14 protein-coding genes and 1 tRNA gene are annotated in these 22,653 nt (G+C 69.4%); 11 read left to right on the top strand and 4 right to left on the bottom strand.

Annotated elements, in window-relative coordinates:
* The first annotated feature begins 11 nt into the window (after nucleotides 1–11).
* The 3 genes from QZ749_RS11760 to QZ749_RS11750 all read left to right on the top strand — a co-directional run bounded on the left by QZ749_RS11760 (nucleotide 12) and on the right by QZ749_RS11750 (nucleotide 4,296).
* A complete protein-coding gene (locus QZ749_RS11760; RefSeq protein WP_296946863.1) occupies nucleotides 12–2,726 on the top strand; it encodes an ATP-binding protein in 2,715 nt (904 codons plus the stop codon).
* A complete protein-coding gene (locus tag QZ749_RS11755; protein ID WP_296946861.1) occupies nucleotides 2,719–3,426 on the top strand; it encodes a response regulator in 708 nt (235 codons plus the stop codon). The genes QZ749_RS11760 and QZ749_RS11755 overlap by 8 nt, the downstream gene beginning before the upstream one ends.
* Nucleotides 3,427–3,510: 84 nt before the next feature.
* Complete coding sequence (locus tag QZ749_RS11750) at nucleotides 3,511–4,296, top strand: TorF family putative porin (protein WP_296946858.1); 786 nt, start codon at nucleotides 3,511–3,513, stop codon at nucleotides 4,294–4,296.
* A 193-nt stretch (nucleotides 4,297–4,489) separates the two neighbouring features.
* Here the strand turns inward: QZ749_RS11750 and QZ749_RS11745 are convergent, their stop codons facing one another.
* The gene (locus QZ749_RS11745) at nucleotides 4,490–6,403 is read right to left on the bottom strand and encodes a diguanylate cyclase domain-containing protein (RefSeq protein ID WP_296946855.1); all 1,914 of its coding nucleotides are present in this window, start codon (nucleotides 6,401–6,403) and stop codon (nucleotides 4,490–4,492) included.
* Nucleotides 6,404–6,760: 357 nt separating this feature from the next.
* On the opposite strand from QZ749_RS11745, the gene QZ749_RS11740 reads away from it, so the two are divergent.
* From QZ749_RS11740 to QZ749_RS11730, 3 genes are read left to right on the top strand one after another with little or no spacing between them, the layout of a single operon-like run.
* Nucleotides 6,761–7,300: a (2Fe-2S)-binding protein gene (locus QZ749_RS11740; RefSeq protein WP_296946853.1), complete on the top strand. Its 540-nt coding sequence runs from the start codon at nucleotides 6,761–6,763 to the stop codon at nucleotides 7,298–7,300.
* A complete protein-coding gene (locus QZ749_RS11735) occupies nucleotides 7,297–8,310 on the top strand; it encodes a xanthine dehydrogenase family protein subunit M (RefSeq protein ID WP_296946852.1) in 1,014 nt (337 codons plus the stop codon). Before QZ749_RS11740 ends, QZ749_RS11735 begins: the two co-directional genes overlap by 4 nt.
* The gene (locus QZ749_RS11730; RefSeq protein ID WP_296946850.1) at nucleotides 8,307–10,613 is read left to right on the top strand and encodes a xanthine dehydrogenase family protein molybdopterin-binding subunit; all 2,307 of its coding nucleotides are present in this window, start codon (nucleotides 8,307–8,309) and stop codon (nucleotides 10,611–10,613) included. Before QZ749_RS11735 ends, QZ749_RS11730 begins: the two co-directional genes overlap by 4 nt.
* Nucleotides 10,614–10,713: 100 nt before the next feature.
* Here QZ749_RS11730 and QZ749_RS11725 read toward each other — a convergent pair whose 3' ends face one another.
* Complete coding sequence (locus QZ749_RS11725) at nucleotides 10,714–13,254, bottom strand: PAS domain S-box protein (protein ID WP_296946848.1); 2,541 nt, start codon at nucleotides 13,252–13,254, stop codon at nucleotides 10,714–10,716.
* A 222-nt stretch (nucleotides 13,255–13,476) separates the two neighbouring features.
* Between QZ749_RS11725 and QZ749_RS11720 the strand changes: the two genes are divergently transcribed.
* The gene (locus QZ749_RS11720) at nucleotides 13,477–14,313 is read left to right on the top strand and encodes an alpha/beta hydrolase (protein ID WP_296946845.1); all 837 of its coding nucleotides are present in this window, start codon (nucleotides 13,477–13,479) and stop codon (nucleotides 14,311–14,313) included.
* A 13-nt stretch (nucleotides 14,314–14,326) separates the two neighbouring features.
* Here the strand turns inward: QZ749_RS11720 and QZ749_RS11715 are convergent, their stop codons facing one another.
* Entirely contained in the window at nucleotides 14,327–15,727 is a 1,401-nt protein-coding gene (locus QZ749_RS11715; RefSeq protein ID WP_296946843.1) for a GntP family permease, read from the bottom strand.
* A 265-nt stretch (nucleotides 15,728–15,992) separates the two neighbouring features.
* Between QZ749_RS11715 and QZ749_RS11710 the strand changes: the two genes are divergently transcribed.
* Nucleotides 15,993–16,928 carry a PAS domain-containing protein gene (locus QZ749_RS11710; RefSeq protein ID WP_296946841.1) on the top strand — a complete coding sequence of 312 codons (936 nt, stop codon included), beginning with the start codon at nucleotides 15,993–15,995 and terminating at the stop codon, nucleotides 16,926–16,928.
* A 305-nt stretch (nucleotides 16,929–17,233) separates the two neighbouring features.
* On the top strand, nucleotides 17,234–17,848 hold the full coding sequence (locus QZ749_RS11705; protein WP_296946839.1) for a PEP-CTERM sorting domain-containing protein: 615 nt from the start codon (nucleotides 17,234–17,236) through the stop codon (nucleotides 17,846–17,848).
* 1,283 nt (nucleotides 17,849–19,131) lie between these two features.
* On the opposite strand, the gene QZ749_RS11700 is transcribed toward QZ749_RS11705, so the two are convergent.
* Nucleotides 19,132–19,222, bottom strand: a tRNA-Ser gene (locus tag QZ749_RS11700).
* Between the two features lie 204 nt (nucleotides 19,223–19,426).
* Between QZ749_RS11700 and QZ749_RS11695 the strand changes: the two genes are divergently transcribed.
* Together QZ749_RS11695 and QZ749_RS11690 are read left to right on the top strand one after the other, a co-directional pair.
* Nucleotides 19,427–22,141, top strand: coding sequence for a polysaccharide deacetylase family protein (locus QZ749_RS11695; protein WP_296946837.1), 2,715 nt, complete (start codon nucleotides 19,427–19,429; stop codon nucleotides 22,139–22,141).
* A 193-nt stretch (nucleotides 22,142–22,334) separates the two neighbouring features.
* The gene (locus tag QZ749_RS11690; RefSeq protein ID WP_296946834.1) at nucleotides 22,335–22,634 is read left to right on the top strand and encodes a KTSC domain-containing protein; all 300 of its coding nucleotides are present in this window, start codon (nucleotides 22,335–22,337) and stop codon (nucleotides 22,632–22,634) included.
* Nucleotides 22,635–22,653 lie beyond the last annotated feature (19 nt).

Genomic DNA, 22,653 nt, shown 5'->3' with positions numbered 1-22,653 from the left:
AACAGACGACGATGGCGAAGACGAACGACGAACGCAGGCCCGACCCGGACGCGCTGCTGGCCCAGGTGCGCGAGGAAGAGCGGCGCGCGGCGCGCGGCAGGCTGCGCATCTACTTCGGCGCCTCGGCCGGCGCCGGCAAGACCTACGCGATGCTGGGCGCCGCGCGCGCCCTGCACGCGGAGGGCGGGTCGGTGCTGGTCGGCGTGGTCGAGACGCACGGCCGGAGCGAGACGGCGCGCCTGCTCGAGGGCCTGCCGCTGCTGCCGGCCCGGCAGGTCGAGTACCGCGGCAGGACGCTGCCGGAATTCGACATCGACGCGGCGCTGGCGTCCGGCGCCGCCCTGGTGCTGGTGGACGAGCTGGCGCACTCGAACGTGCCCGGCTCGCGCCACCGCAAGCGCTGGCAGGACGTCGAGGAACTGCTCGACGCCGGCATCGACGTGCACACGACCGTCAACGTGCAGCACCTGGAAAGCCTGAACGACGTGGTCGGCGGCATCACCGGCATCCGCGTCGCGGAGACCGTGCCCGACACCGTGTTCGACCGCGCCGACGAGGTGGTGATGGTCGACGTGCCGGCCGACGAGCTGCTCGAGCGCCTGCGCACCGGGCGCGTCTACCAGCGCGCCCAGGCCGAGCGCGCGGCCGGGAATTTCTTCCGCAAGGGGAACCTGATCGCGCTGCGCGAACTGGCGCTGCGCCGCACCGCCGACCGCATCGAGGGCGACGTGCGCGCCTACCGCGTCGAGAAGTCGATCGACGCGATCTGGAAGACCGGCGCCGTGCTGCTGGCCTGCGTGGGCCCGGACAGCGGCGAGCAGGTGGTGCGCGCCTGCGCGCGCCTGGCCGGCCAGCTGGGCACGCGCTGGCACGCCGTGTTCGTCGAGACCCCGGCCCTGCAGCGCCTGCCGGAAGTGCAGCGCGAGCACGTGCTGGACGACCTGCGCCTGGCCGAGAAGCTGGGCGCCGTCACCGCCGTGCTGCCCGGCAGCGACGTCGCGCAGGCGCTGGCCGAGTACGCCGAGAGCCACAACCTGTCCAAGCTGGTGCTGGGCCGCCCGCACGGCCGCGCCCTGCCCTGGCGCGCGCCGCTGGCGCGCCGCCTGTCGCGCCACGCCCCCGACATCGACCTGGTCGAGGTGGCGACGCCGCCGAAGGAGACCGGGGCGCTGCTGGCGCGCAGGCGCCGCGAGCGCTCCGTGGAGGCCGTGCGCGGCCTGCATCCGAACCGCTACCTGGCCGGCGCCGGCGCCAGCCTGGCCGCGGGCGCGCTGGCGTGGAGCCTGTCGCCGTGGCTCGACCTGCCCAACATCGCGATGCTGTTCGTGCTGGTGGTGGTGCTGGTCGGCTACCTGCTCGGGCGCGGCCCGTCGGTGCTGGCCACCTGCGTGAGCGTCGCCGTGCTCGACTTCTTCTTCGTGCCGCCGCGGCTGTCGTTCGCCATCTCGGACTTCCAGTACCTGGTGACGTTCGGCACGATGCTGGCGGTGGGCTTGAGCACCGGCCAGCTGACCGCCCTGCTGCGCTTCCAGGTGCGCGTGGCGCAGCAGCGCGAGAACCGCTGGCGCGCGCTGTACGAATTCTCGTCGACGCTGTCGGGCGCGCTGCAGTCCGACCAGATCCTCGACGCCGCGCGCGAATTCGTGGCGCGCGCCTTCCGCGCCCGCGCCGTGCTGCTGCTGCCGGACGACGACGGCAAGCTGCTCGTGCCGGACGGCGCCGCGCTGCCGGTCGAGCCGGGCACCGCGCAGTGGGCGTTCGACCACGCGCAGCCGGCCGGCATGGGCACCGACACGCTGCCGGCCAGCCCGCTGTTCTACCTGCCGCTGGTGGCGCCGATGCGCACGCGCGGCGTGCTGGCCCTGGCGCCGGAACAGCCGGACCGCATCCTGGCGCCGGAACAGCGCCAGCAGCTGGACACGTTCGCCACCGTGACGGCCATCGCGCTGGAGCGCGTGCACTACATCGAGGTCGCCCAGGGCGCGCTGGTGGACATGGAATCGGAGCGCCTGCGCAACTCCCTGCTGGCCGCGCTGGGCCACGACCTGCGCACCCCGCTCACGCTGCTGGTGGGCGTGTCGGAATCGCTGGCGGCGTCCGCGCCGCCGCTGTCGGCGCTGCAGCTGGGCCTGGCCGAAACGCTCAAGAGCGAGGCGCTGCGCATGAGCACCCTGGTCGCCAACCTGCTCGACATGGCGCGCATCCAGAGCGGCGGCATCCACCTGCACCTGGACTGGCAGTCGATCGAGGAAGTGGTGGGCAGCGCGCTGCGCATCAGCCGCGACGTGCTGGCCGCGCACCACGTCGAGACCCGGCTGCCGGCCGACCTGCCGCTGGTCGAGTTCGACGCGCCGCTGCTGGAACGCGTGCTGTGCAACGTGCTGGAAAACGCCGCCAAGTACACGCCGCGCGGCTCGACGGTGAAGGTCGACGCGCGCCTGCGCGGCGACTGGATCGAGCTGCGCGTGACCGACGACGGCCCCGGCCTGCCCCCGGGGCGCGAGGAAGCCATCTTCGAGAAGTTCACGCGCGGCGAGAAGGAATCGAACACGCCGGGCGTGGGCCTGGGCCTGGCGATCTGCCGCGCGATCGTCGAGGCGCACGGCGGGACCATCCGCGCCGAGCAGGCGCCGGGCGGCGGCGCGCGCATCGTCATCGCCCTGAAACGGGGCGAACCGCCGGCCGTGCCGGAACTGGAAGACACGCTGGAGGACCACCATGAATGACAAGCCGACCGCGCTGCTGGTCGAGGACGAACCGCAGATCCGCCGCTTCGTGCGCGCCGCGCTCGAGGACGAGGGCTGGGTCGTGTTCGAGGCGTCCGGCTGCCGCCAGGGCCTGATCGCCGCCGGCACCCGCCAGCCCGACCTGGTCGTGCTCGACCTGGGCCTGCCCGACGGCGACGGCGTCGCCTTCCTGGCCGACCTGCGCCAGTGGTCGCGCGCCTTCGTCATCGTGCTGTCGGCGCGCACGCTGGAATCGGAAAAGGTGCGCGCGCTCGACGCCGGCGCCGACGACTACCTCACCAAGCCGTTCGGCACGGCCGAGCTGATGGCGCGCGTGCGCTCGGCGCTGCGGCGCCAGCGCCAGGGCCATGGCGGGTCCGGCGATGGCCAGTCCGGCATCGTGCGCTTCGGCCAGGTCGCCATCGACCTGCAGGCGCACGCCGTGACGCGCGAAGGCCGCGGCGTGCGCCTGGCGCCCACCGAGTACCGGCTGCTGGCCGCGCTGGCGAAGAACGCCGGGCGCGTGGTCAGCAACCCGCAGCTGCTGCGCGAAGTGTGGGGCCAGCACTCGATCAACAACGCGCACTACCTGCGCATCTACATGGGGCACCTGCGGCGCAAGCTGGAGGACGATCCCGCCCAGCCGCAATACCTGATCACGGAGACCGGCGTGGGCTACCGCCTCGCCGTGCCGCTCTAGATCCCATTCCAACCAGCGAAGACCCGCTGCGCCGCGCCGCAAGGCCCGGCGAGGGCACGACTCATCCCGAAGAAAGTGAAAACCATGAAAAACCTCATCGCCACCCTCCTCTCCCTGGCCGCCATCGGCGCCGTCCACGCCCAGGAAGCCGCACTGGCGCCGGCCATGCCGCCGGCGACGCCGGACGCCGCGCCCGCGCCCGCGTCCCCGCTCACCTGGAACCTGGGCGCCATCACCGACTACCGCTACCGCGGCATCTCCCAGACCCGCCTGCACCCGGCCGTGCAGGGCGGCGTCGACTACGTCGATGCGGACAGCGGCCTGTATGCCGGCACCTGGCTGTCCTCCATCACCTGGGCGAAGGACGCCGGCGGCGGCGGCCACGTCGAGATGGACGTCTATGCCGGCAAGCGCGGCGAGATCGCCGGCTTCGCCTACGACGTCGGCGTGCTGGGCTACGTCTACCCGGGCAACGGCTTGAAGGACGTGCCCGGCTTCGTGAACGGCAACACCGGCGAAGTCTACGCCCAGGTCGGCCAGGGTCCGTACTACGTGAAGTACTCGAACGCGCTGACCAACCTGTTCGGCTTCGTCGACAGCCGCTACAGCAGCTACCTCGACGTCGGCGCCAACCTCGACGCCGGCAACGGCTTCACGATCGTGCTGCACGCCGGCCGCCAGCACGTGCAGCACTCGGCCAACGCCAGCTACACCGACTGGAAGGCCGGCGTGAGCCGCGCCTGGGGCCCGGTCACGGCGACGCTGGCGTTCGTCGCCACCAATGCGCAGGAGGCGGCGTACACGTCGGCGCGCAACGGCAAGTTCCTCGGCAAGAATGGCGTGACGCTGCAGGTGGTGCGCACGTTCTGATCGACGCGGGGCCGGCACGGCCGCGCCACGACCATCGTCGCCCCGGCGCAGGCCGGGGCCCAATTCCGGCGCAGGAGCCACATGAGAAAAAACCCGCTTCCCTTCGACAAGGACGCGGGTTTTTCGTTGATGCGGATTCGGGAAGGAAATTGGGGCCCCGGCCTGCGCCGGGGAGGCGGTTCCGATGGGCCGCTCAGGCCGGGCACCCCGCCAGCACCACTACCGACGACTGGTCCCTGCCGGCCCGCTTGGACTGGTACAGCGCATCGTCCGCCGCATGCGTGAGCGCCGCCAGTTCCGGACGCGGGCACCAGGCGAAGCCGATGCTGCTGGTGACCTCGAGCGTGCGGCCGTCGATGACGAAGGGCATGCGGATCGCGTCGAGCAGCTTGTCGGCGATGCGCTGGCATTCCAGCGGCGAGCCGACCTGTTCCAGCACCACGACGAACTCGTCGCCGGCCAGGCGCGCCACCGTGTCGGTGCTGCGCACCGTGGCGGACAGGCGCTTGGCGAATTCGCGCAGCACGGCGTCGCCGACCGCGTGGCCCAGGCTGTCGTTGATCTGCTTGAAGTTGTCGACGTCGAGGTAGGCCAGCGCCAGCGCCATGGCGCTGCGGCGCGAACGGCCGATCGCCTGCGCCAGGCGCTCCTCGTAGCTGCGCCGGTTCGGCAGGCCGGTCAGGTGGTCCGAATGCGCCAGCGCGTGCAGCTGGCGCTCGTATTCGCGCGCCGAGGTGGCGTCGGTCGACAGCACGTAGATGCCCTGCACCGCGCCGTCGCGGATGTGCGGCAGGTAGGTCGAGCTGATCACCCGGGTGCGGCCGCGGCGCTGTTCCTCGATCTCCAAGTGCGAGCCGTGGCCGGCCAGCGAACGGGCCAGCGCGGCGCGGCGCGGTTCGTAGAACGCTTCGCCCATCGCCTCCGGCACGGTCTTGCCGATCATGTGCTCGCTGCGCACGCCGAACCACTCCTGGTAGCGCTGGTTGGCGAAGCGGTAGCGCATGCCGGTGTCGACGTAGGCGATCAGCGCCGGCACGTTGTCGGCGATGGTGCGCAGCCATTCCTCGCTCTCGACCAGGCGCGCGCGCGACAGCGCCAGCTCGGTCACGTCCTGCATCGCCACCACGGCGCCCATCGGCTCGCCGTGCGGCCCCTGCAGCGCGCGGCCGCTGGCCAGCAGGTGGCGCGGCGGCGCGTCGCCGATGCGCACGCTCATGGCGGCGCCGCTGATGCGTTCGCCGTTCAGCGCGCGCACCAGCGGGATCTCGTCCTCGCGCAGCGGCGTCATGCCATCCTCGCCGAACAGGCCGTAGTGGGCCTGCCAGTCGGTGCTGGCGACGTCGCAGGCGTCCAGGCCATGGAACTCGCGCGCGGCGCGGTTGAACAGCGTCAGCTTGCCCTGGCCGTCGCAGGCGACGACGGCGACTTCGACCGACTCCAGCACGGCGTCCAGCAATTCCTGCTTCTGGCGCAGCGCCGCCTCGGCATCGAGGCGCTGGCGCATCTCGTGTTCCAGCGCCTGGTTCTTGGCGTGCAGCTCGCAGGTGCGCTCGGCCACGCGCTTCTCCAGCTGGACGTTCATCTCGCGCAGCGCGCGCTGGGCGGCGTCGCGGGCGGCGACCACCACGCGGCGGTTCAGTTCATCCTGCACCATCTGCGCCAGGTCGCGCAGCATCCGGCGCTCGGCCACGCCGAAGTCGCGCGGGCGCGTGTCGAGCACGCACAGGGTGCCGACCGGCTGGCCGTCCAGGCTGTGCAGCGGCTGGCCGGCATAGAAACGCAGGCCCGGCGCGCCGGTCACGAGGGGAAAATCCTTGAAGCGTTCGTCGAGCAAAGTGTCGCTTACAACCAACATATCGTCGAGGGCGACGGCATGGCTGCAGATCGCGACGTGGCGCGGCGTCTCGCAAAAGTCCATGCCGACGCGCGACTTGAACCACTGGCGATCGTTGTCGACGAGCGACACCAGCGCGATCGGCACGCCGAAGGCGGCCGAGGCGAGGCGGGTGAAACGGTCGAAACGCTCTTCCTGCGGCGTGTCGAGGAGGCCCAGCGCGTGCAGGGCCTTGATGCGTTGTTCTTCTGCGAGTTCTTGTTGACTGAGCATGAACGATCCTTGCCGCGGGCGGCGAAGAAAACGACCGGCTGGGTTGGGGCCGGGAGGGAATGCTGCGTGTGTTTGGCGGCGAGCGCGAGCGGATGTCACGATTCTACCGAACTCAAGCACGTAGTAACACATCGAAATGGTAGTTGCCTATCGGAAAATATTTATGCAATACCAAAAGTTCTGACACATTTTACAACGAAACAATTGGGGAGAATCCACTCTTTTTTATCGAAAGAATCGTGTTGTGGGATGACGACCACAATGTTAAGGACTTAACATTTCAGTATGTGTGTGGCTTAACCGAATCGCGCGGGGGCAGGCACGTAAGGTGGAGGCTTCCCACAGAAAGGAAGGCCCATGTACGCTCAACAGCAACACCCTATCCGGTTGCGCATCAACGGACAGGACCGGGATTTCGCCGTCGAATCCTGGGTCACCCTGCTCGACCTGCTGCGCGAACGCGCCGGCCTGACCGGCACCAAGAAAGGCTGCGACCACGGCCAGTGCGGTGCCTGTACCGTCCTGGTGGACGGCCGCCGCATCAATTCCTGCCTGACGCTGGCCGTCATGCAGGACGGCCACGAGGTCACCACCATCGAAGGCCTGGCGCAGGGCGACGCGCTGGACCCGCTGCAGCAGGCCTTCATCGAGCACGACGCCTTCCAGTGCGGCTACTGCACGCCGGGACAGATCTGTTCGGCCAAGGGCCTGATCGCCGAGGGCCAGGCCAGGTGCTTCGACGACGTGCGCGAACTCATGAGCGGCAACCTGTGCCGCTGCGGCGCCTATCCGCAGATCGCGCGCGCCGTCGGCGAGGTACTGGGCATCGCGCCGGCGCAGCCGGGCCAGGCGGTCGACGAGCAGGAAGGCTTCACGACCGGGGCGGTGCTGACATGAACCCGTTCGCCTACACCCAACCCAAAGACGTCGACGGCGTGCTGGCCGCGCTGCAGGCGGGCGCGCGCCCGGTCGCCGGCGGCACCAACCTGCTCGACCTGATGAAGGAAGGCACGATGCAGCCCGCCAGCGTCGTCGACATCAATGCGATCGCCACCCAGGGCTTCGACGCCGTCGAGGAGCACGAGGGCGGCCTGCGCCTGGGCGCGCTGGCACGCAATGCCGACACGGCCTACCACGCGCTGGTGCGCGAGCGCTATCCGCTGCTGTCCTCCGCGATCCTGGCCGGCGCCTCGCCGCAGCTGCGCAACATGGCGACCAACGGCGGCAACCTGCTGCAGCGCACCCGCTGCGTCTACTTCTACGACGTCGGCACGCCCTGCAACAAGCGCGAACCCGGCACCGGCTGCCCGGCCAAGGCCGGCATCAACCGGCAGCTGGCGATCCTCGGCACCAGCGAGCAATGCATCGCCACGCACCCGTCCGACATGTGCGTGGCGCTGCGCGCGCTCGACGCCACGGTGCACGTGCGCAGCGCCGGCGGCGGGCGCGCGATCCCGTTCGCCGACTTCCACCGCCTGCCGGGCGACCGGCCCGACCTCGACAGCAACCTGCAACCGGGCGAGCTGATCACCCACATCACGCTGCCGGACGCGGCGCAACTGCGCGCGCACTCGGCCTACATCAAGGTGCGCGACCGCCTGTCGTACGCCTTCGCGCTGGTGTCGGTGGCGGCGGCGCTCGACCTCGACGGCGACACCATCCGCGACGCGCGCATCGCGCTGGGCGGCGTGGCCCACAAGCCCTGGCGCGTGGAGGAAGCCGAGCGCGCGCTGGTCGGCCAGCCGGCCGGCCCGGCGGCCTTCGCCCAGGCGGCCGAGCGCATCCTGCAGGGCGCGCGCGGCTACGGCCAGAACGACTTCAAGCTGGTGCTGGCGAAGAACGCCATCGTCCAGGCCCTGACCACCGCCACGCGCGGCACCGACCATGCCAAGGGAGTGCAACGATGACCGACCTGATCCCCGAACTGAAGACGCCCACGGCCCCCGCCGGCACCGGCCGCGTGCGCGCCGGCATGGCCGTCTCGCGCGTGGACGGCCGCGCCAAGGTCACCGGCGCCGCCGAATACGCGGCCGAGATCGCCGCGCCCGACCTGGCCTATGGCGTGGTCGTCAGCGGCACCGTGGCCAAGGGCCGCATCAAGCGCATCGACACGGCGGCGGCGCTGGCCGTGCCGGGCGTGCTGGACGTGCTGACCCACGAGAACCGCCCCAGGATGCGCGCGAACGACCTGGCCTACAAGGACATGACGGCGCCCGGCGGCTCGCCGTTCCGGCCGCTGTTCTCCGGCGAGATCTTCTGGAGCGGCCAGCCGGTCGCGCTGGTGGTCGCCGAGACCTTCGAGGCCGCGCGCCATGCCGCGGCGCTGGTGCTGGTCACCTACGAGATCGACGAGCACGACACCAACCTGCTGGCCAGCCTGGACAAGGCATACAAGCCGCGCCCGATGAAGGCCGGCTTCACGCCGCCCAGCTCGAAGGGCGACGCCGACGCCGAGTGGCGCGACGCGCCGGTGCGCGTCGAGGCCGAGTACTACAACGCCGTCGAGCACCACAATCCGATGGAGATGTTCGCCTCGACCGTGGTGCGCGGCGCCGACGGCCACCTGACGATCTACGACAAGACCCAGAGCTCGCAGAACAGCCGCTGGTACGTGTCGCACGTGTTCGGCCTCGGCAAGGACAAGGTCACGGTGCGCAACCCCTACGTGGGCGGCGCCTTCGGTTCCGGCCTGCGCCCGCAGTACCAGCTGCCGCTGGCGGTGATGGGCGCGCTGCACCTGAAGCGCTCGGTGCGCGTGGTGCTGACGCGCCAGCAGATGTTCAGCTTCGGCCACCGTCCCGAGACCTGGCACAAGGTCAAGCTGGCGGCGGACCGGGACGGCAAGCTGCGCGCGATCTGGCACGAGGCGCTGCAGGAGACCTCGCGCCTGGAGGACTACGTCGAGGTCGTGGTGAACTGGTCGGGCCAGCTGTACGCCTGCGAGCACATCCACCTCGGCTACCAGCTGGTGGCGCAGGACCGCGCCACGCCGATCGACATGCGCGCGCCCGGCGCGGTGCACGGCGTGCACGCGATGGAAGTGGCGATGGACGAACTGGCGTACGCGCTGGAGATGGATCCGCTGGCGCTGCGCCTGAAGAACTACGCCGAGCACAACCACCTGGAGGACAAGCCCTTCTCCAGCAAGGAACTGCGCCAGTGCTACCTGCAGGGGTCGGAACGCTTCGGCTGGAAGGACCGGCCGCTCGCGCCGCGCTCGATGCGCGACGGCGACGAACTGGTCGGCTGGGGCATGGCGACCGGCATCTGGGATGCGATGGTGATGGTGGCGCGCGCGTCGGCCGTGCTGCATGCGGACGGGCGCCTGGTGGTGTCGAGCGCCGCCACCGACATCGGCACCGGCACCTATACCGTGATGGCGATGATCGCGGCCGAGCAGCTCGGCCTGCCGATGGAACGGGTGACGTTCCAGCTGGGCGACTCGACGCTGCCGCTGGCGCCGATCGAGGGCGGTTCCTCGCACGTGACCACGGTCGGCGGCGGCGTGCACGGCGCCTGCGACAAGCTCAAGGCCACGCTGCTCAAGATGGCGCAATCGCAGGCGGCCGACATCTTCAAGGGCAGGAAGATCAACCAGGTCGAGTTCAACGACGGCCGCATCCACCTGCGCGGCCTGCCCGACCAGGGCATCGGCCTGTCGGACCTGCTGGCGCGGGCCGGCAAGGAGCGCGTCGAGGAAAAATTCCTGATGACCCCGCAGCTGCTCAAGCAGCGCAAGTACGCGCGCGCGGTGCACTCGGCCGTGTTCGTCGAGGTGCGCGTCAACGAGCTGCTGGGCATGGTGCGCGTGACGCGCGTGGTCAGCGCGGTGGCGGCCGGCCGCATCATCAGCGCCAAGACGGCCGCGAGCCAGGTCAGCGGCGCCGTGGTCTGGGGCATCAGCGAGGCGCTGCACGAGGAAACCTTCACCGACCACCGGCTGGGCCGCTTCATGAACCACAACTTCGCCGAGTACCACGTGGCGGCGAACGCCGACATCCACGACATCCAGGTGATCTTCGCCGACGAGGAAGACCGCATCGTCAGCAAGCAGCTGGGCGCCAAGGGCGTGGGCGAGATCGGCATCGTGGGCGTGTCGGCGGCGGTCGCCAACGCGATCTTCCACGCGACCGGCAAGCGCCTGCGCAGCACGCCGATCACGCCGGACAAGATCCTCATGGGCGACCACGAGGTGCCGGTCGGGCGTTGAGCGCTGCCCGTCGCCCGGCGCAGGCCGGGGCCCAAGTTGCACGCGCATCGGCTGCACCAAGACATTGGGTCCCGGCCTGCGCCGGGACGACGGGGCGGGCCTAGCGTTCCTGTCCCAGCCAGTCGCGCAGCAGCGCCATGTCCACCGGCTTGGTCAGGTGCAGGTCGAAGCCGGCCGCGCGCGTGCGCTCGCGGTCGCGCTGCTGGCCCCAGCCGGTCAGCGCGGCGATGCGGACCCCGGCCAGGCGGGCATCGGCGCGGATGCGGCGCGCCACCTCGCAGCCGTCCATCCCGGGCATGCCCAGGTCGAGCAGCACGGTGTCGGGCGGCGGCGCATCCGGCGCCGCCAGGGCCGCCAGCGCGGCCGCCCCGTCGTAGGCCGCCGCCACGCTGGCGCCGTCGGCTTCCAGCAGCATGACGAGCGTGTCGGCGGCGTCGCGGTTGTCGTCCACCACCAGGATGCGCCGCCCCGCCAGCGGCGCCGGCCCGACCGCCGCGGCCGCGCCGGCGCCGGGGCCGGATTCGGCATCGCGCGCCAGCGGCAGGCGCACGACGAATTCGCTGCCCTGCCCCGGGCCCGCGCTGCGCGCCTCCACGGTCCCGCCGTGCAGGCGCACCAGGCTGCGCACCATGGCCAGGCCGATCCCCAGGCCGCCCTGCCCGCGCCCGGTCGCGCGGTGCGCCTGGGTGAAGATCTCGAAGATGTGCGGCAGCTGGGCGGCCGGGATGCCGATGCCGTCGTCGCGCACGGCGATCACGGCCTGGTCGCCGTCGCGCCACGCGCGCAGCTCGATGCAGCCGCCCGGATCGGTGTAGCGGGCGGCGTTGTTGAGCAGGTTCGACAGCACCTGCACCAGGCGCACGCCGTCGGCGTACAGCAGCAGCGGCTGCTCCGGCAGCGCCACCTTCAGGCGATGGCGCGCGCCCTCGATCAGCGGCCGGCTGGTCTCGAGGGCGCCGTGCACGGCGTCCGCCAGCGGCAGCGGCGCGCGCTCCAGTTCGATCTTGTCGCGCGTGATGCGCGAGATTTCCAGCAGGTCGTCGACCAGGCGCACGATCTGGCGCACCTGGCGCTCCAGCATCTCGACGATGCGGTCGGAACGGCGGCGCCCGCCGGGATGGCGCAGCAGGTGCACCGCATTGCTGATCGGCGCCAGCGGATTGCGCAGCTCGTGCGACAGCACCGCCAGGAAGTCGTCCTTGCGCCGGTCGTTCTCCTGCAGCGCCTGGCCGGCCAGCACGCTCTCGGTGATGTCGAGCGCGGCGCCCACGTGACCGCAATAGCCGCCGTCCTGGGCGAACAGCGGCTCGGCGTGGTTGTCGATCCAGCGCCATTCGCCGTCGCGGCGCAGGATGCGCACCTGGCGCCGCCACGGCCGGCGGCCGCGCGCCGCGCGCACGTAGTCCTCGAGGTAGTCCTGCAGGTCGTCCGGGTGCACGACCGCGCGCCAGCCGCCGTCCTTCAGGCTGGCCGCCGCGCGTCCGGTGAAATCGACGAAGCACTGGTTGACGAACACGTTGGCGCCGCGCTCGTCCTTCTGCCAGATCAGCACCGGCGCCGCGTTGGCCAGCGTGCGGAAGCGCTGCTCCGAGGCGCGCAGCGCGGCCTCGACGCACTTGCGCTGCGTGATGTCCTGGAACACGCCGATGGCGCCGGCGATCGCGCCGTCCTGCCCGCGCAAGGCGCGCGCGCTGGCCAGGATGTCGATGGCGCTGCCGTCCGGGCGGCCGATGCGCAGCTCGCGGTCGACCACTTCGTCGTCGCCGTCCAGCACCGCGCCCAGCGGCGCTTCCTGCGGCTCCAGCGCATAGCCGTCCGGGGTCCAGGCGCGCCAGCCGCCGCGCAGGACCCAGTCGCGGTCCAGCGGCGCGCCGCCCCACAGTTCGAGCGCGCGGCCGTTGTGCAGCAACAGCGCGCCGTCGGCGTCGCACGCCACCACGCCGGCCGGCATCGCGTCGACCAGGTCGCGCAGGCGCCGCTCGCTGGCGCGCAGCGCCTCCTCGGCCTGGCGCCGCTGCGCCACTTCCTGCTCCAGCGCGGCATTGTGGGCGGCCAGCGCCCGCGCGCGCTGTTCGGTGGCGGCATGGAGTTCGCGCCGCCCGGCCGCCGACTCCTCCAGCGCCAGGATGGCGTGGCAGGCGGCGGCCGCGAAACCGGCCAGGCTGCCCAGCACGCGCGCATCCTCGGCATCGAAGCGACGCGCCGGATCGTGGGTGATGGCCCAGACGGTGCCGACCGCGCGGCCGCCGGCGCGCCACGGCGCCAGCAGGTTCTCGACCATCGGCGGGTCGTGGCGCAGCGCGGGAAACATGCGCTCGCCGTGGCGCAGCAGCAGCACTTCGTCGCGCTCGACCACCGGCGCGCAGGGACTGTCGCGGTAGGCGATGCTGCCGTCCAGGTGCGCGGCGAACAGGCCCGCCGCGGCGCGCCAGCGGAACACCGGCGCGCCGTCCTCGTGTTCGAGCACGCTGATGCCGGCCGAGTCGGCGCCGCACAGCGCGAGCACCAGCCCGGCCAGCATCTGCGGCACCCCGCGCGGATCGGACGCGAGCTGGCGCGCCAGCGCCGCCATGGCGCGGTTCTCGGCCGCGTAATCCGGGGCGCGCGCCGGCCGCCGCCCGAGTTCGGCGGTGACGAGCACGTCGTCGATGCTGCATGGCGCTGCGGGTCGCGGGTCCTGGTCCATCGATGCGCCTAGAAAACAGGTAGATGACAGGATGCTACCGAAAATTCCGCACGCGTGGCGAACGGTTGAGTTTGCTTCAATCCAATGCAGCCTCCCGCCCCATGCGCAGCGTTCGAAGGCCGTGACGCGTATGGACACGCACGCCATGCCGCACCGCCCGCGCCCACCTGCGCTACCATGAAGGCGAAATCGTTCCAGGCCGCCGCCATGCTGCAACTCGAAACCATCGTCCGCCGTCCCGCCACGCCCCGTCCCAACGCCCCGCGCCTGCTCCTCGTGCACGGCATCTGCGTCGGCGCCTGGGTGTGGGAAGAACACTTCATGCCCTATCTCGCCGACGCCGGCTTCGAGGTCCACGCCCTCAGCCTGCGCGGCCACGGCAACAGCGACGGCGCCGAGCGCCTGAACGACTGGCGCCTGGGCGACTACACCGAGGACCTGCGCCGCACCGTCGCGCAACTGCGCGGCAGCGGCGACGCGCCGCTGGTCGTGGTCGGCCATTCGCTCGGCGGCGCCGTCGTGCAGGACTGGCTGCGCGGCGGCGGCCATGCGGCGGGCGCCGCGCTGCTGGCGTCGGTGCCGCCCTGGGGCCTGGCCTATTCGGCCTGGCAGATGTGGCTCAATTCGCCCGAGCTGTTCCAGCAGGTCGCGCGCCTGAGCGACGCGCAGATGCTCGACCCGGCCGTCATGCGCCGCCACCTGTTTTCCGACGACCTGCCGGACGCCGAGTACGCGCGCTTCGCCGGCCGCGTGCAGGGCGAATCGCGCCACGTCGGCGTCGAGCTGCAGGGCTGGCGTCCGTTCGCGCCGATGCCCTGGCAGGCGCCGCCGATGTTCGTGCTGGGCGGCCTGGACGACCGCTTCATCCGCGCCGACGCCGTCCAGGGCACGGCCACCTACTACGGCGTCGCGCCGGTGCTGGTGCCGCGCCTGGCCCACGCGCTGATGCTCGATCCGCGCTGGGAAGACGCGGCGCGCCCGCTGCGCGACTGGCTGGTGCGCATGGGCGAGTGAACGCCGCGCCGGCTCAGACCAGCCCGGTCAGGTAGTACACGCCGATCACGAAGAACACGGCCGCCGTCTTGATGACGGTGACGGCGAAGATCTCGCGGTAGGACTCGCGGTGCGTCAGTCCCGTCACCGCCAGCAGCGTGATGACGGCGCCGTTGTGCGGCAGCGTGTCCATGCCGCCGCTGGCCATCGCCACCACGCGGTGCAGCACCTCCAGCGGGATGTGGGCGGCTTCGGCGCCGCGGATGAACAGGTCCGACATCGCCGCCAGCGCGATGCTCATGCCGCCCGACGCCGAGCCGGTGATGCCGGCCAGCGAGCTGACCGAGACGGCCGCGTTGACCAGCGGATCGGGGATGCGCTTGAGGGCGTCGCCCACGACGAGGAAGCCGGGCAGCGCCGCGATCACGCCGCCGAAGCCGTACTCGGACGCCGTGTTCATCGCGGCCAGCAGCGCGCCGCCGACGGCCGCCCTGGAGCCGTCGGCGAAGCGCGCGCCGACGCGCCGGAACGCGGTGGCGACCGTCAGCAGGATCCCCAGCAGCAGCGCCGCCTCGACCGACCAGATCGCGACCACGGTCTTGATGGTGGCCGTCACCGGCGCGTGCACGCCCGGCAGGATCTCGGGCGCCACCGTGTAGCTGTCGCCGTACCAGGCCGGGATCATGCGCGTGAAGGCGAAGTTGGCCACGCCGACCAGCACCAGCGGCAGGATCGCCAGCGCCGGATGCGGCAGCGCCACGGACGCGGTGCGCTCCGGCTCGTTGACGAGCGCGCGGCCGTAGCCCTCGCCCTTCGCCATCGCGGCGCGGCGGCGCCATTCCAGGTAGGCCAGGCCGACGGCGACGATGAACAGCGAACCGATCGTGCCCAGCACCGGCGCGGCCCAAGACGTGGTCTTGAAGAAGGTGGTCGGGATGATGTTCTGGATCTGCGGCGTGCCGGGCAGCGAATCCATCGTGAACGAAAAGGCGCCGAGCGCGATCGCGCCGGGCATCAGGCGCTTCGGGATATCGCTCTGGCGGTACAGCTCGGCGGCGAACGGATACACGGCGAACACGACGACGAACAGCGACACCCCGCCGTAGGTCAGCAGCGCGCACACGGCGACGATCACCGCGTTCGCGCGCGCGCGGCCGATGTAGCGGATCGCCGCCTGGACGATGGCTTCGGAAAAGCCGGACAGCTCGATCACCTTGCCGAACACGGCCCCGAGCATGAACACGGGGAAGTACAGCTTGACGAAGCCGACCATCTTTTCCATGAAGATGCCGGAAAACACCGGCGCCACGGCGCCGGGATCGGTGAGCAGGACCGCGCCGAGCGCGGCCACGGGTGCGAACAGGATGACGCTGTAGCCGCGGTAGGCCGCGAACATGAGGAACGCCAGTGCGGCGAGGACGATCAGGAACGACAAGCTGCCTCCGTAATATGTGGACGTCGCCTCCGCAGGATGTGACGTGGTCCCGGGACGGGACATGCGGACGCGACCGTCGGATCTTGGTATTGCCAACGACGAAATTATTATGCAAAAGCCAAGTTGTCGATACTCGTAAAACTACGATGGCAAAGCCGTCGACGGGCTTGCAAAAAAAATCAAAGAAATTTCTCATATGCCATGATTTTCTTTAGTGCAAGGTGGCTATAATTGTTAAATGCCATCCGCCGGGACAGGAGGTCACTTGTTCGTCGCAAGCACCGCGCACCTGCTGATGCTGGTGCCGCTCGCACTGGCCGCTGCCGTCGTGCTCGCGCGCCAGCAGCAGCGCATCGCCGTGCTCGAGCGCGAGACGCGGGGCATGCGGCGCGGCCTGCTGGACCTGGAATCGCTGTTCGAACAGGCGCCGCTCGGCATGGCGGTGTTCGATGCCGAAGGACGCTTCGTGCGCATCAACCGCCTGCTGGCGGAGATCAATGGCGTGCCCGCCGACGACCACATCGGCCGGCCGCTGCGCGAGCTCGTGCCGGGCGTGGCCGACGTGTCGGAAGCCGCGTTCCGCCAGGCGATGGAAACCAGGAAGCCGGTCGTCGGCCTCGTGATCGACGGCGTCACCGCGGCGCAGCCGGAGCGCCGGCGCACCTGGCGCCTGGACGTGCACCCCGTGTTCGGCCGCGGCCGCGACGTGCTGGGCGTGTCGGTGGCGGTGGAGGACATCACCGAGCAGCAGCGCCTGGCCGCCGCCCTGCGCGACAGCGAACGGCGCGAACGGCGCCGCGTCGCCGAGCTGGAAGGCGTGATGGAGGCGACGCCGGTCGCCGTGTTCCTCGCGCACGACCGCCAGTGCCACCAGGTGACGGTCAACGCCGCCGGGCGGCGCCTGCTGCGCCTGGGCCCGGGCGAAAGCCCGTCCGTGACCGGCCCCGGGATCCGGGCCTTCGACGTGTACGCCGACGGCAACCCGGTCGCCCCCGACCGCCTGCCGCTGCAGCGCGCCGCCGCCACCGGCGTGGAAACGCGCGGCGCCGAACTGGCGATCCGCTTCGCCGACGGCCACGTCATGCAGGTGGTGATGCACGCCGTACCGCTGCGCGACGAGGGCGGGCGCGTGCGCGGGGCGGCGGCGGCGTTCGTGGTCGCCGGGGATGGCGGGGATGGCGGGAGGATGGGCGGCGCATGATGCCGGCCGGCCCGGACCACTGCAATACACGGTCCAGCCACGGTGGATCGGCCTGGAGATATCCACATTTTCTGTGGAGAACTAAGCAATCTACATTGTCAAACCCAGCAACCATGCGGGTTTCGCTGGCGTGCCCTTCGTTTAAGCAGTGCCCGCGATGTCGAAAAACCTGACATCCGGCGCGGCCCGTCGCTCTCCGCATTTTGCAAACCGTTGATTTCTCAAGGTTCACATTCAGGGCATGGATTTTGCGTGGCTGGCGCTGCCCGGCAACGGTGCCTGGCGACCAACCCAAGGAGGGAGTCTTGAAAACGCTTGTCAACGCCTTGATGGCGGCAACACTCGCACTATCGCTGAACGCCCATGCCACCGTACTGGATTTCGAGGGCGACACGGGCACCGACGTACTACCCGCCGTGTACGACACCAACGGCCTCACGATCACGGTCCACAACTGGCAGTACGGCGCCGCTGCCATCCGCGACGGCAACGGCACGCGCACGCTGGCGTTCTGCGCATTGGACAGCGACGCCTGCGCGTCCGGCACCTCGCTGACGCTGACCGGCACGTCGCCGTTCTCCCTGACCAGTCTCGACGCCGCGGGCTTCCTCAGCGACGGCACCCTCCACTTCGTCGGCCACTACGGCGACAACCAGACCGTGAGCAAGAGCGTCGACATCACGCTGGACTCGTTCGTCACCTATGCGCTGGCGGGCCTGACCGGCTTGACGTCGCTGGACATCTTCGTGACCGGCGGCATCGGCGCGGAAATCGACAACCTGGTCTTCGCGACCGTCGATCCGGAGCCGCCGACCGGCGAGGTGCCGGAGCCGGCAACGCTGTCGCTGCTGGGGGCGGCGCTGCTGGGGATGGGGGTGGCGCGGCGGCGGGGTTCGAAGCGCCAGGGTCTGTCTGGCTGACCGTATCGTTGGCAGGAAGACCGTCGCCCCGGGGCAGGACGGGGCGACGTGCCGGTGCGGCGGGAGGCGAAAGCGATGGCAGGCTGGTCTTCCCGTCCGGGCATGACCGGTTCGCCGTTCAGGTGAAGCGCGGATGTGGGATGCGGTGCTGGATGGGTTCAGTGAAGTGTTTAAGCAGACGGGGTATTGTTGCCGGACTCTTACTTAACGGCCTCCCTGAAAGCCGGGCGATTCAGATCGACGCCAGTTTCCTTGGTACCCGCCTCCTCGACGAAGACGATGGTGAGCCTGACTTTTTACCCCTCATGACCTGAGGTGGGTCAAGTGCATAGGCAAATTGGGCCTACCTCAGCCACAGAGGCTTGAAGTGACCTCTTGAAATACTAGCAAGCCCCTCCATATCCGGGACGTACCTGTGCAGCTACGCCGGGTCGACATGTAAGAGTGCGGCAACCTCCAATCTAAACATTGGAGGAAACTTGTCACATCAAAACCGCTTCAAGCGGCTTGCAGAGCAAACGCTGAAGCACGTTCAAACCAACGCGGCAATTTACATCACTTTGATCGGAGCAATAGGACAGGATAACTATGCAACGGCCAGCACATGCCTAAAGGTGCTCGCCCTCCGCGTGGCAATTGGAGGTCTTCGAAACCGTTTGAAAACACGTCAGAAGGAAGACGATGACAAGACGAACAAATAGCCCAACTCAGAAGTAAACTTTTCGTGTCCCGGAGGTTGATCCTCCAGCCAGCGTGTGCCCGTTAAACAGACACTCGCCAAGGCAGCGTAGCTAGGGCATTAAGCAAGCATACACTGGAGTTACTTTGGACAAAGCTGACCAGTTCGCCAAGGAGACTGTCCCGATTTCTCTTGAAGAAGAGATGCGAAAGTCTTACCTCGACTACGCCATGAGCGTGATCGTGGGGCGAAGGTTGCCTGATGCTCTGAAGGGAGCGAGTTCTATGTTGTCGGCAATGGCTGACACATGGGAAGCGCCACCGAAACCAACGTGTGAATTTGCAATGTTGGGCACGCCAGACCAACCGCCCCAACAGACAAACGTTAGTCATTGCCCGAAAGGATGTTTAACACTTAGGATTGGTCACTCAGCACGTGCGCCACCATCTAAAGGACGGCTTCGACACAAGCTTCAAAAGAAGGCAATCAAGTTACGTAGAACGCAAAAAGCGCCTTTCCTACTCCAAACAGTTACTCCAAACAGCAGAGACGTTCAAGTGGAAAAACGCTTTGTAATCAACGATTTCTGTCAATTTAAGAATGCTGGCGGAGAGAGGGGGATTCGAACCCCCGATAGGCTATGAACCTATACACGCTTTCCAGGCGTGCGACTTAAACCACTCATCCATCTCTCCTGATGGGTGTTCGCATCTCTGCGAAGCCGCCTATTATAGCAAGGATTCCCGGCAGTACAAGACCCGCAAGCGCACGCCGTGCGACGCGAACGCCCCCCGCCCGCGGCTAGCGCTTGCGCCGCCACAGGTCTTGCGTTTTTCTTGGCGTAGCACAGCACGGTAATGGTATTGTTGCCAAGATAAAACAATGCCAACTTCCATACCGTGAAACGCCGATCCCTCTACGCCATCATCTTTGCCGTCGCCGCTGCCGGCGCCGCCAGCGGCACCTGGCTGGTCGCCCGCAGGCCAGCGGGCGAACCGCCCGCGCCGCCGGCGGCCACGACCGCGGCCCAGTCCACCGCCGTTGCCGCCATCGCCGCCGACCTGCGCCAGCTGCTCGACGCCTACCGCAAGATGATCGTGCTCACGCTGGACGAGGAAGCGCTGGCCACCGCGGCGCGCGCCGAGACGAACCGCGTCGGCCAGCAGATCTTCCACGAGAACCAGGAGCGCATCGCGAAGGTGGATGCGGCCCTCGCCGCCCTGCTCGCGACGCAGGATCCGCAGCGCTTCGACCAGGTCGGCGGCCTGCTCGACTACGTGGAATCGAACGACGGCCTGTACGACGCCGACCGCCTGGCCTTCCGCGAGACGCTGCAGTCGCTGCTCGAGCACGTGGCGAAGGAGTCGGCGCTGCCCGCGATCAAGCTGCACAAGCGCATCTCGGAAGACCTCGACGCGCTGGCCGAGATCGAGCGCACCTACGAGAAGGAAATCCGCGCCGTGTTCGGCCGCTACGAGTCGCGCTCGATCGTGCTCAAGCGCGAGAAGTGGGACAGCTACGTCGCCCACCTCAAGACGCTGTACCAGCGCGAACGCATCCTCAAGGACTACGGCGTCGTGCTGCCCTACCCGGCCGAACCGGTCCCCGTCGATCCGGGCGCCACGGACACGCCCAGCATGCCGGCGCCGACGGCACGCGAGGAGGCCGAGATCTTCGGCAAGTCGCTGCCCAAGAAGACCGTCGTGCTGACCTTCGACGACGGCCCGCACCGCCGCTACAGCGAAGAGATCGCGTCCATCCTCAAGCAGTACGATGCGCCGGCCGTGTTCTTCAACGTGGGCCGCAACCTGGGCACGCTCGATGCGAACGGCGCCGCCAGGCTGAACGCCGGCGCCCAGGTCAGCCGCAAGCTCAAGGCGCAGGGCTATGTGCTGGCCAACCACAGCTTTTCGCATGCGCAGTTGTCCAAGCGTTCCGGCGACGGCCTGAAATCGGAGATCCTCGACACCGACACGCTGCTCAAGGCAGTCGATCCGCAGCGCTCCAACCTGTTCCGCTTTCCGTACGGGGCGCGCAATCAAGAGGGCATGCAGATGCTGGAGCACGCGCACCTGAAGTCGGTCATGTGGAACATCGATTCGCTCGACTGGGCCGACCCGGTGCCGTCCTCCATCGCCGACCGCGTGCTGCGCGCCGTCGACAAGGAACAGCGCGGCATCATCCTGTTCCACGACATCCACGAGCGCACCGTGAAGGCGCTGCCGGCGATCCTGGAACGCCTGGCCGCCGAAGGCTACCAGTTCGCCGGCTGGGACGGCAGCGCCTTCCATGCCAGCGGCGCGGCGCCCGCGCAGGCGGCCCCGGTGGCGCGCGCCGCCGCCACCGGCTACGCGAATTCCTGGGCGATCCTGGTCGGGGTCGACAATTATCCGAAGTGGCCGCGCCTGCAGTATGCGGTGCGCGATGCCGAGGGCGTGGGCCAGCTGCTGGTGCAGAAGTTCGGCTTCGCGCCCGAGCGCGTGATCACGTTGAGGAACGAGCAGGCCACGCGCACCGGCATCCTGGCCGCCTTCCACGACAGGCTGGCGCACGGCAACCTGCAGCCGAACGACCGCATCTTCGTGTTCTTCGCGGGCCATGGCGCCACGCGCAAGCTCAGTTCCGGCCGCGACCTCGGCTACATCATTCCCTACGATGCCGATCCGGACCAGCTGGCGACGGATGCGATTCCGATGACGGAGATCCAGAACATCGCCGAGAGCCTGCCGGCCAAGCACGCGCTGTTCGTGATGGACGCGTGCTACAGCGGCCTGGGACTGACGCGCGGCGGCGCCAACGCCTCCTTCCTGCGCGATAACGCGCGCCGCCTCGGGCGCCAGATGCTGACGGCCGGCGGCGCCGACCAGCTGGTGTCGGATGGCGGCCCGAACGGCCACTCGGTGTTCACCTGGACGCTGATGCAGGGCATGGGCGGCAAGGCCGACCTGAACGGCGACGGCCTGATCACGGCGACGGAACTGGCGGCCTACGTGGCGCCGGCGGTGTCGAGCGTGTCGCGCCAGACGCCCGCCTTCGGCAGCCTGCCCGGCTCGGAGGGCGGCGACTTCGTGTTCGAGCTGCCGGAAGAAACCGAGTTCCTGAATACCGCCACGGCCCAGTTGTCGAACGATGCCATCGCGCTCAACAACAAGCTCGATGCGCAGGCGTCGGCGCCCGCGGCGAGCGTGGTGGTGAAGGACCTGCAGGGCGGCACGGCGACCATCACGGCGCCGGCGGCGGTGCCGGTGTCGAGCCGCCAGCAGGCGCAGCGCGCCAACGACCACGGCCTGCAGCGCTACAAGGAAAAGCAGTACGCGCAGGCCGAGGCGCAGTTCACGGAGGCGCTCAAGCTGCGCCCCGACTTCGCGCTGGCGGCCAACAACCTCGGCTTCGTCTACTACAAGCAGGAGCGCTATGCGGAAGCCGCGCGCTGGTTCGAGAATGCCATCCGCATGGACCCGTCGCGGGCGATCGCCTACATGAACCTGGGAGACGCCTATGCGCGCTCGGGCGATGCCGCCAAGGCCAGGGCGGCGTACAAGACCTACCTGGCGCTGGCGCCGAACGGCGCGGGCGCGGGGGAGGTGCGGCAGAAGATGGAGCGACTTCAATAATCCCCGCGCGTCGGAGAACATCGGCGCATGGTGGGCACGTTTCATGTGAGGCCCCCGGCCTCACATGCCCACCCTACATACCGTATGCCGCCGTAGGGTGGGCACCCCGTGCCCACCGGATGGTCGCGCCATGCGCCGGTCAACGGTATCGCTCCGGTGACGTTTACGACAGGGTGCAACTAGGGGGGCCATCATGGAAATGAAGAAGATCAACGCCGGCAAGCTGCGCGCCATCGGCTACGACGCGCGGGCGCGCACGCTGCGCGTGGAGTTCGACGACGGCAGCGCCATCGACTACGACGCGGTCGGCACCGAGACCTGGCGCAAGCTGTCGTCCTCCGCCGCGCCCTGGAGCTACTACCGCGACAACATCGAAGAAGAATTCACCGGCCGGCGCGGACGCGCCAGCGGTGGCGCCGCCGCCGGCAAGGGCGCCATCGATCCGGACGCGCTGCGCAAGGCCTTCGGCGGCGGCGAGCCGGACGGCGCCTGAGCCGGCACTGCGCATAAAA

The sequence above is a fragment of the uncultured Massilia sp. genome (assembly GCF_913773735.1).
In the GTDB taxonomy this organism is placed as follows: domain Bacteria; phylum Pseudomonadota; class Gammaproteobacteria; order Burkholderiales; family Burkholderiaceae_D; genus Telluria.
This window is presented reverse-complemented; position numbering and strand designations above follow the sequence as displayed.

What these genes read in the sequence shown, in the direction of transcription:
- QZ749_RS11760 (WP_296946863.1), top strand. Translation starts at nt 12, where the DNA reads ATGGCGAAGACGAACGACGAACGCAGGCCCGACCCGGACGCGCTGCTG.
- QZ749_RS11755 (WP_296946861.1), top strand. Translation starts at nt 2,719, where the DNA reads ATGAATGACAAGCCGACCGCGCTGCTGGTCGAGGACGAACCGCAGATC.
- QZ749_RS11750 (WP_296946858.1), top strand. Translation starts at nt 3,511, where the DNA reads ATGAAAAACCTCATCGCCACCCTCCTCTCCCTGGCCGCCATCGGCGCC.
- QZ749_RS11745 (WP_296946855.1), bottom strand. Translation starts at nt 6,403, where the DNA reads ATGCTCAGTCAACAAGAACTCGCAGAAGAACAACGCATCAAGGCCCTG.
- QZ749_RS11740 (WP_296946853.1), top strand. Translation starts at nt 6,761, where the DNA reads ATGTACGCTCAACAGCAACACCCTATCCGGTTGCGCATCAACGGACAG.
- QZ749_RS11735 (WP_296946852.1), top strand. Translation starts at nt 7,297, where the DNA reads ATGAACCCGTTCGCCTACACCCAACCCAAAGACGTCGACGGCGTGCTG.
- QZ749_RS11730 (WP_296946850.1), top strand. Translation starts at nt 8,307, where the DNA reads ATGACCGACCTGATCCCCGAACTGAAGACGCCCACGGCCCCCGCCGGC.
- QZ749_RS11720 (WP_296946845.1), top strand. Translation starts at nt 13,477, where the DNA reads ATGAAGGCGAAATCGTTCCAGGCCGCCGCCATGCTGCAACTCGAAACC.
- QZ749_RS11690 (WP_296946834.1), top strand. Translation starts at nt 22,335, where the DNA reads ATGGAAATGAAGAAGATCAACGCCGGCAAGCTGCGCGCCATCGGCTAC.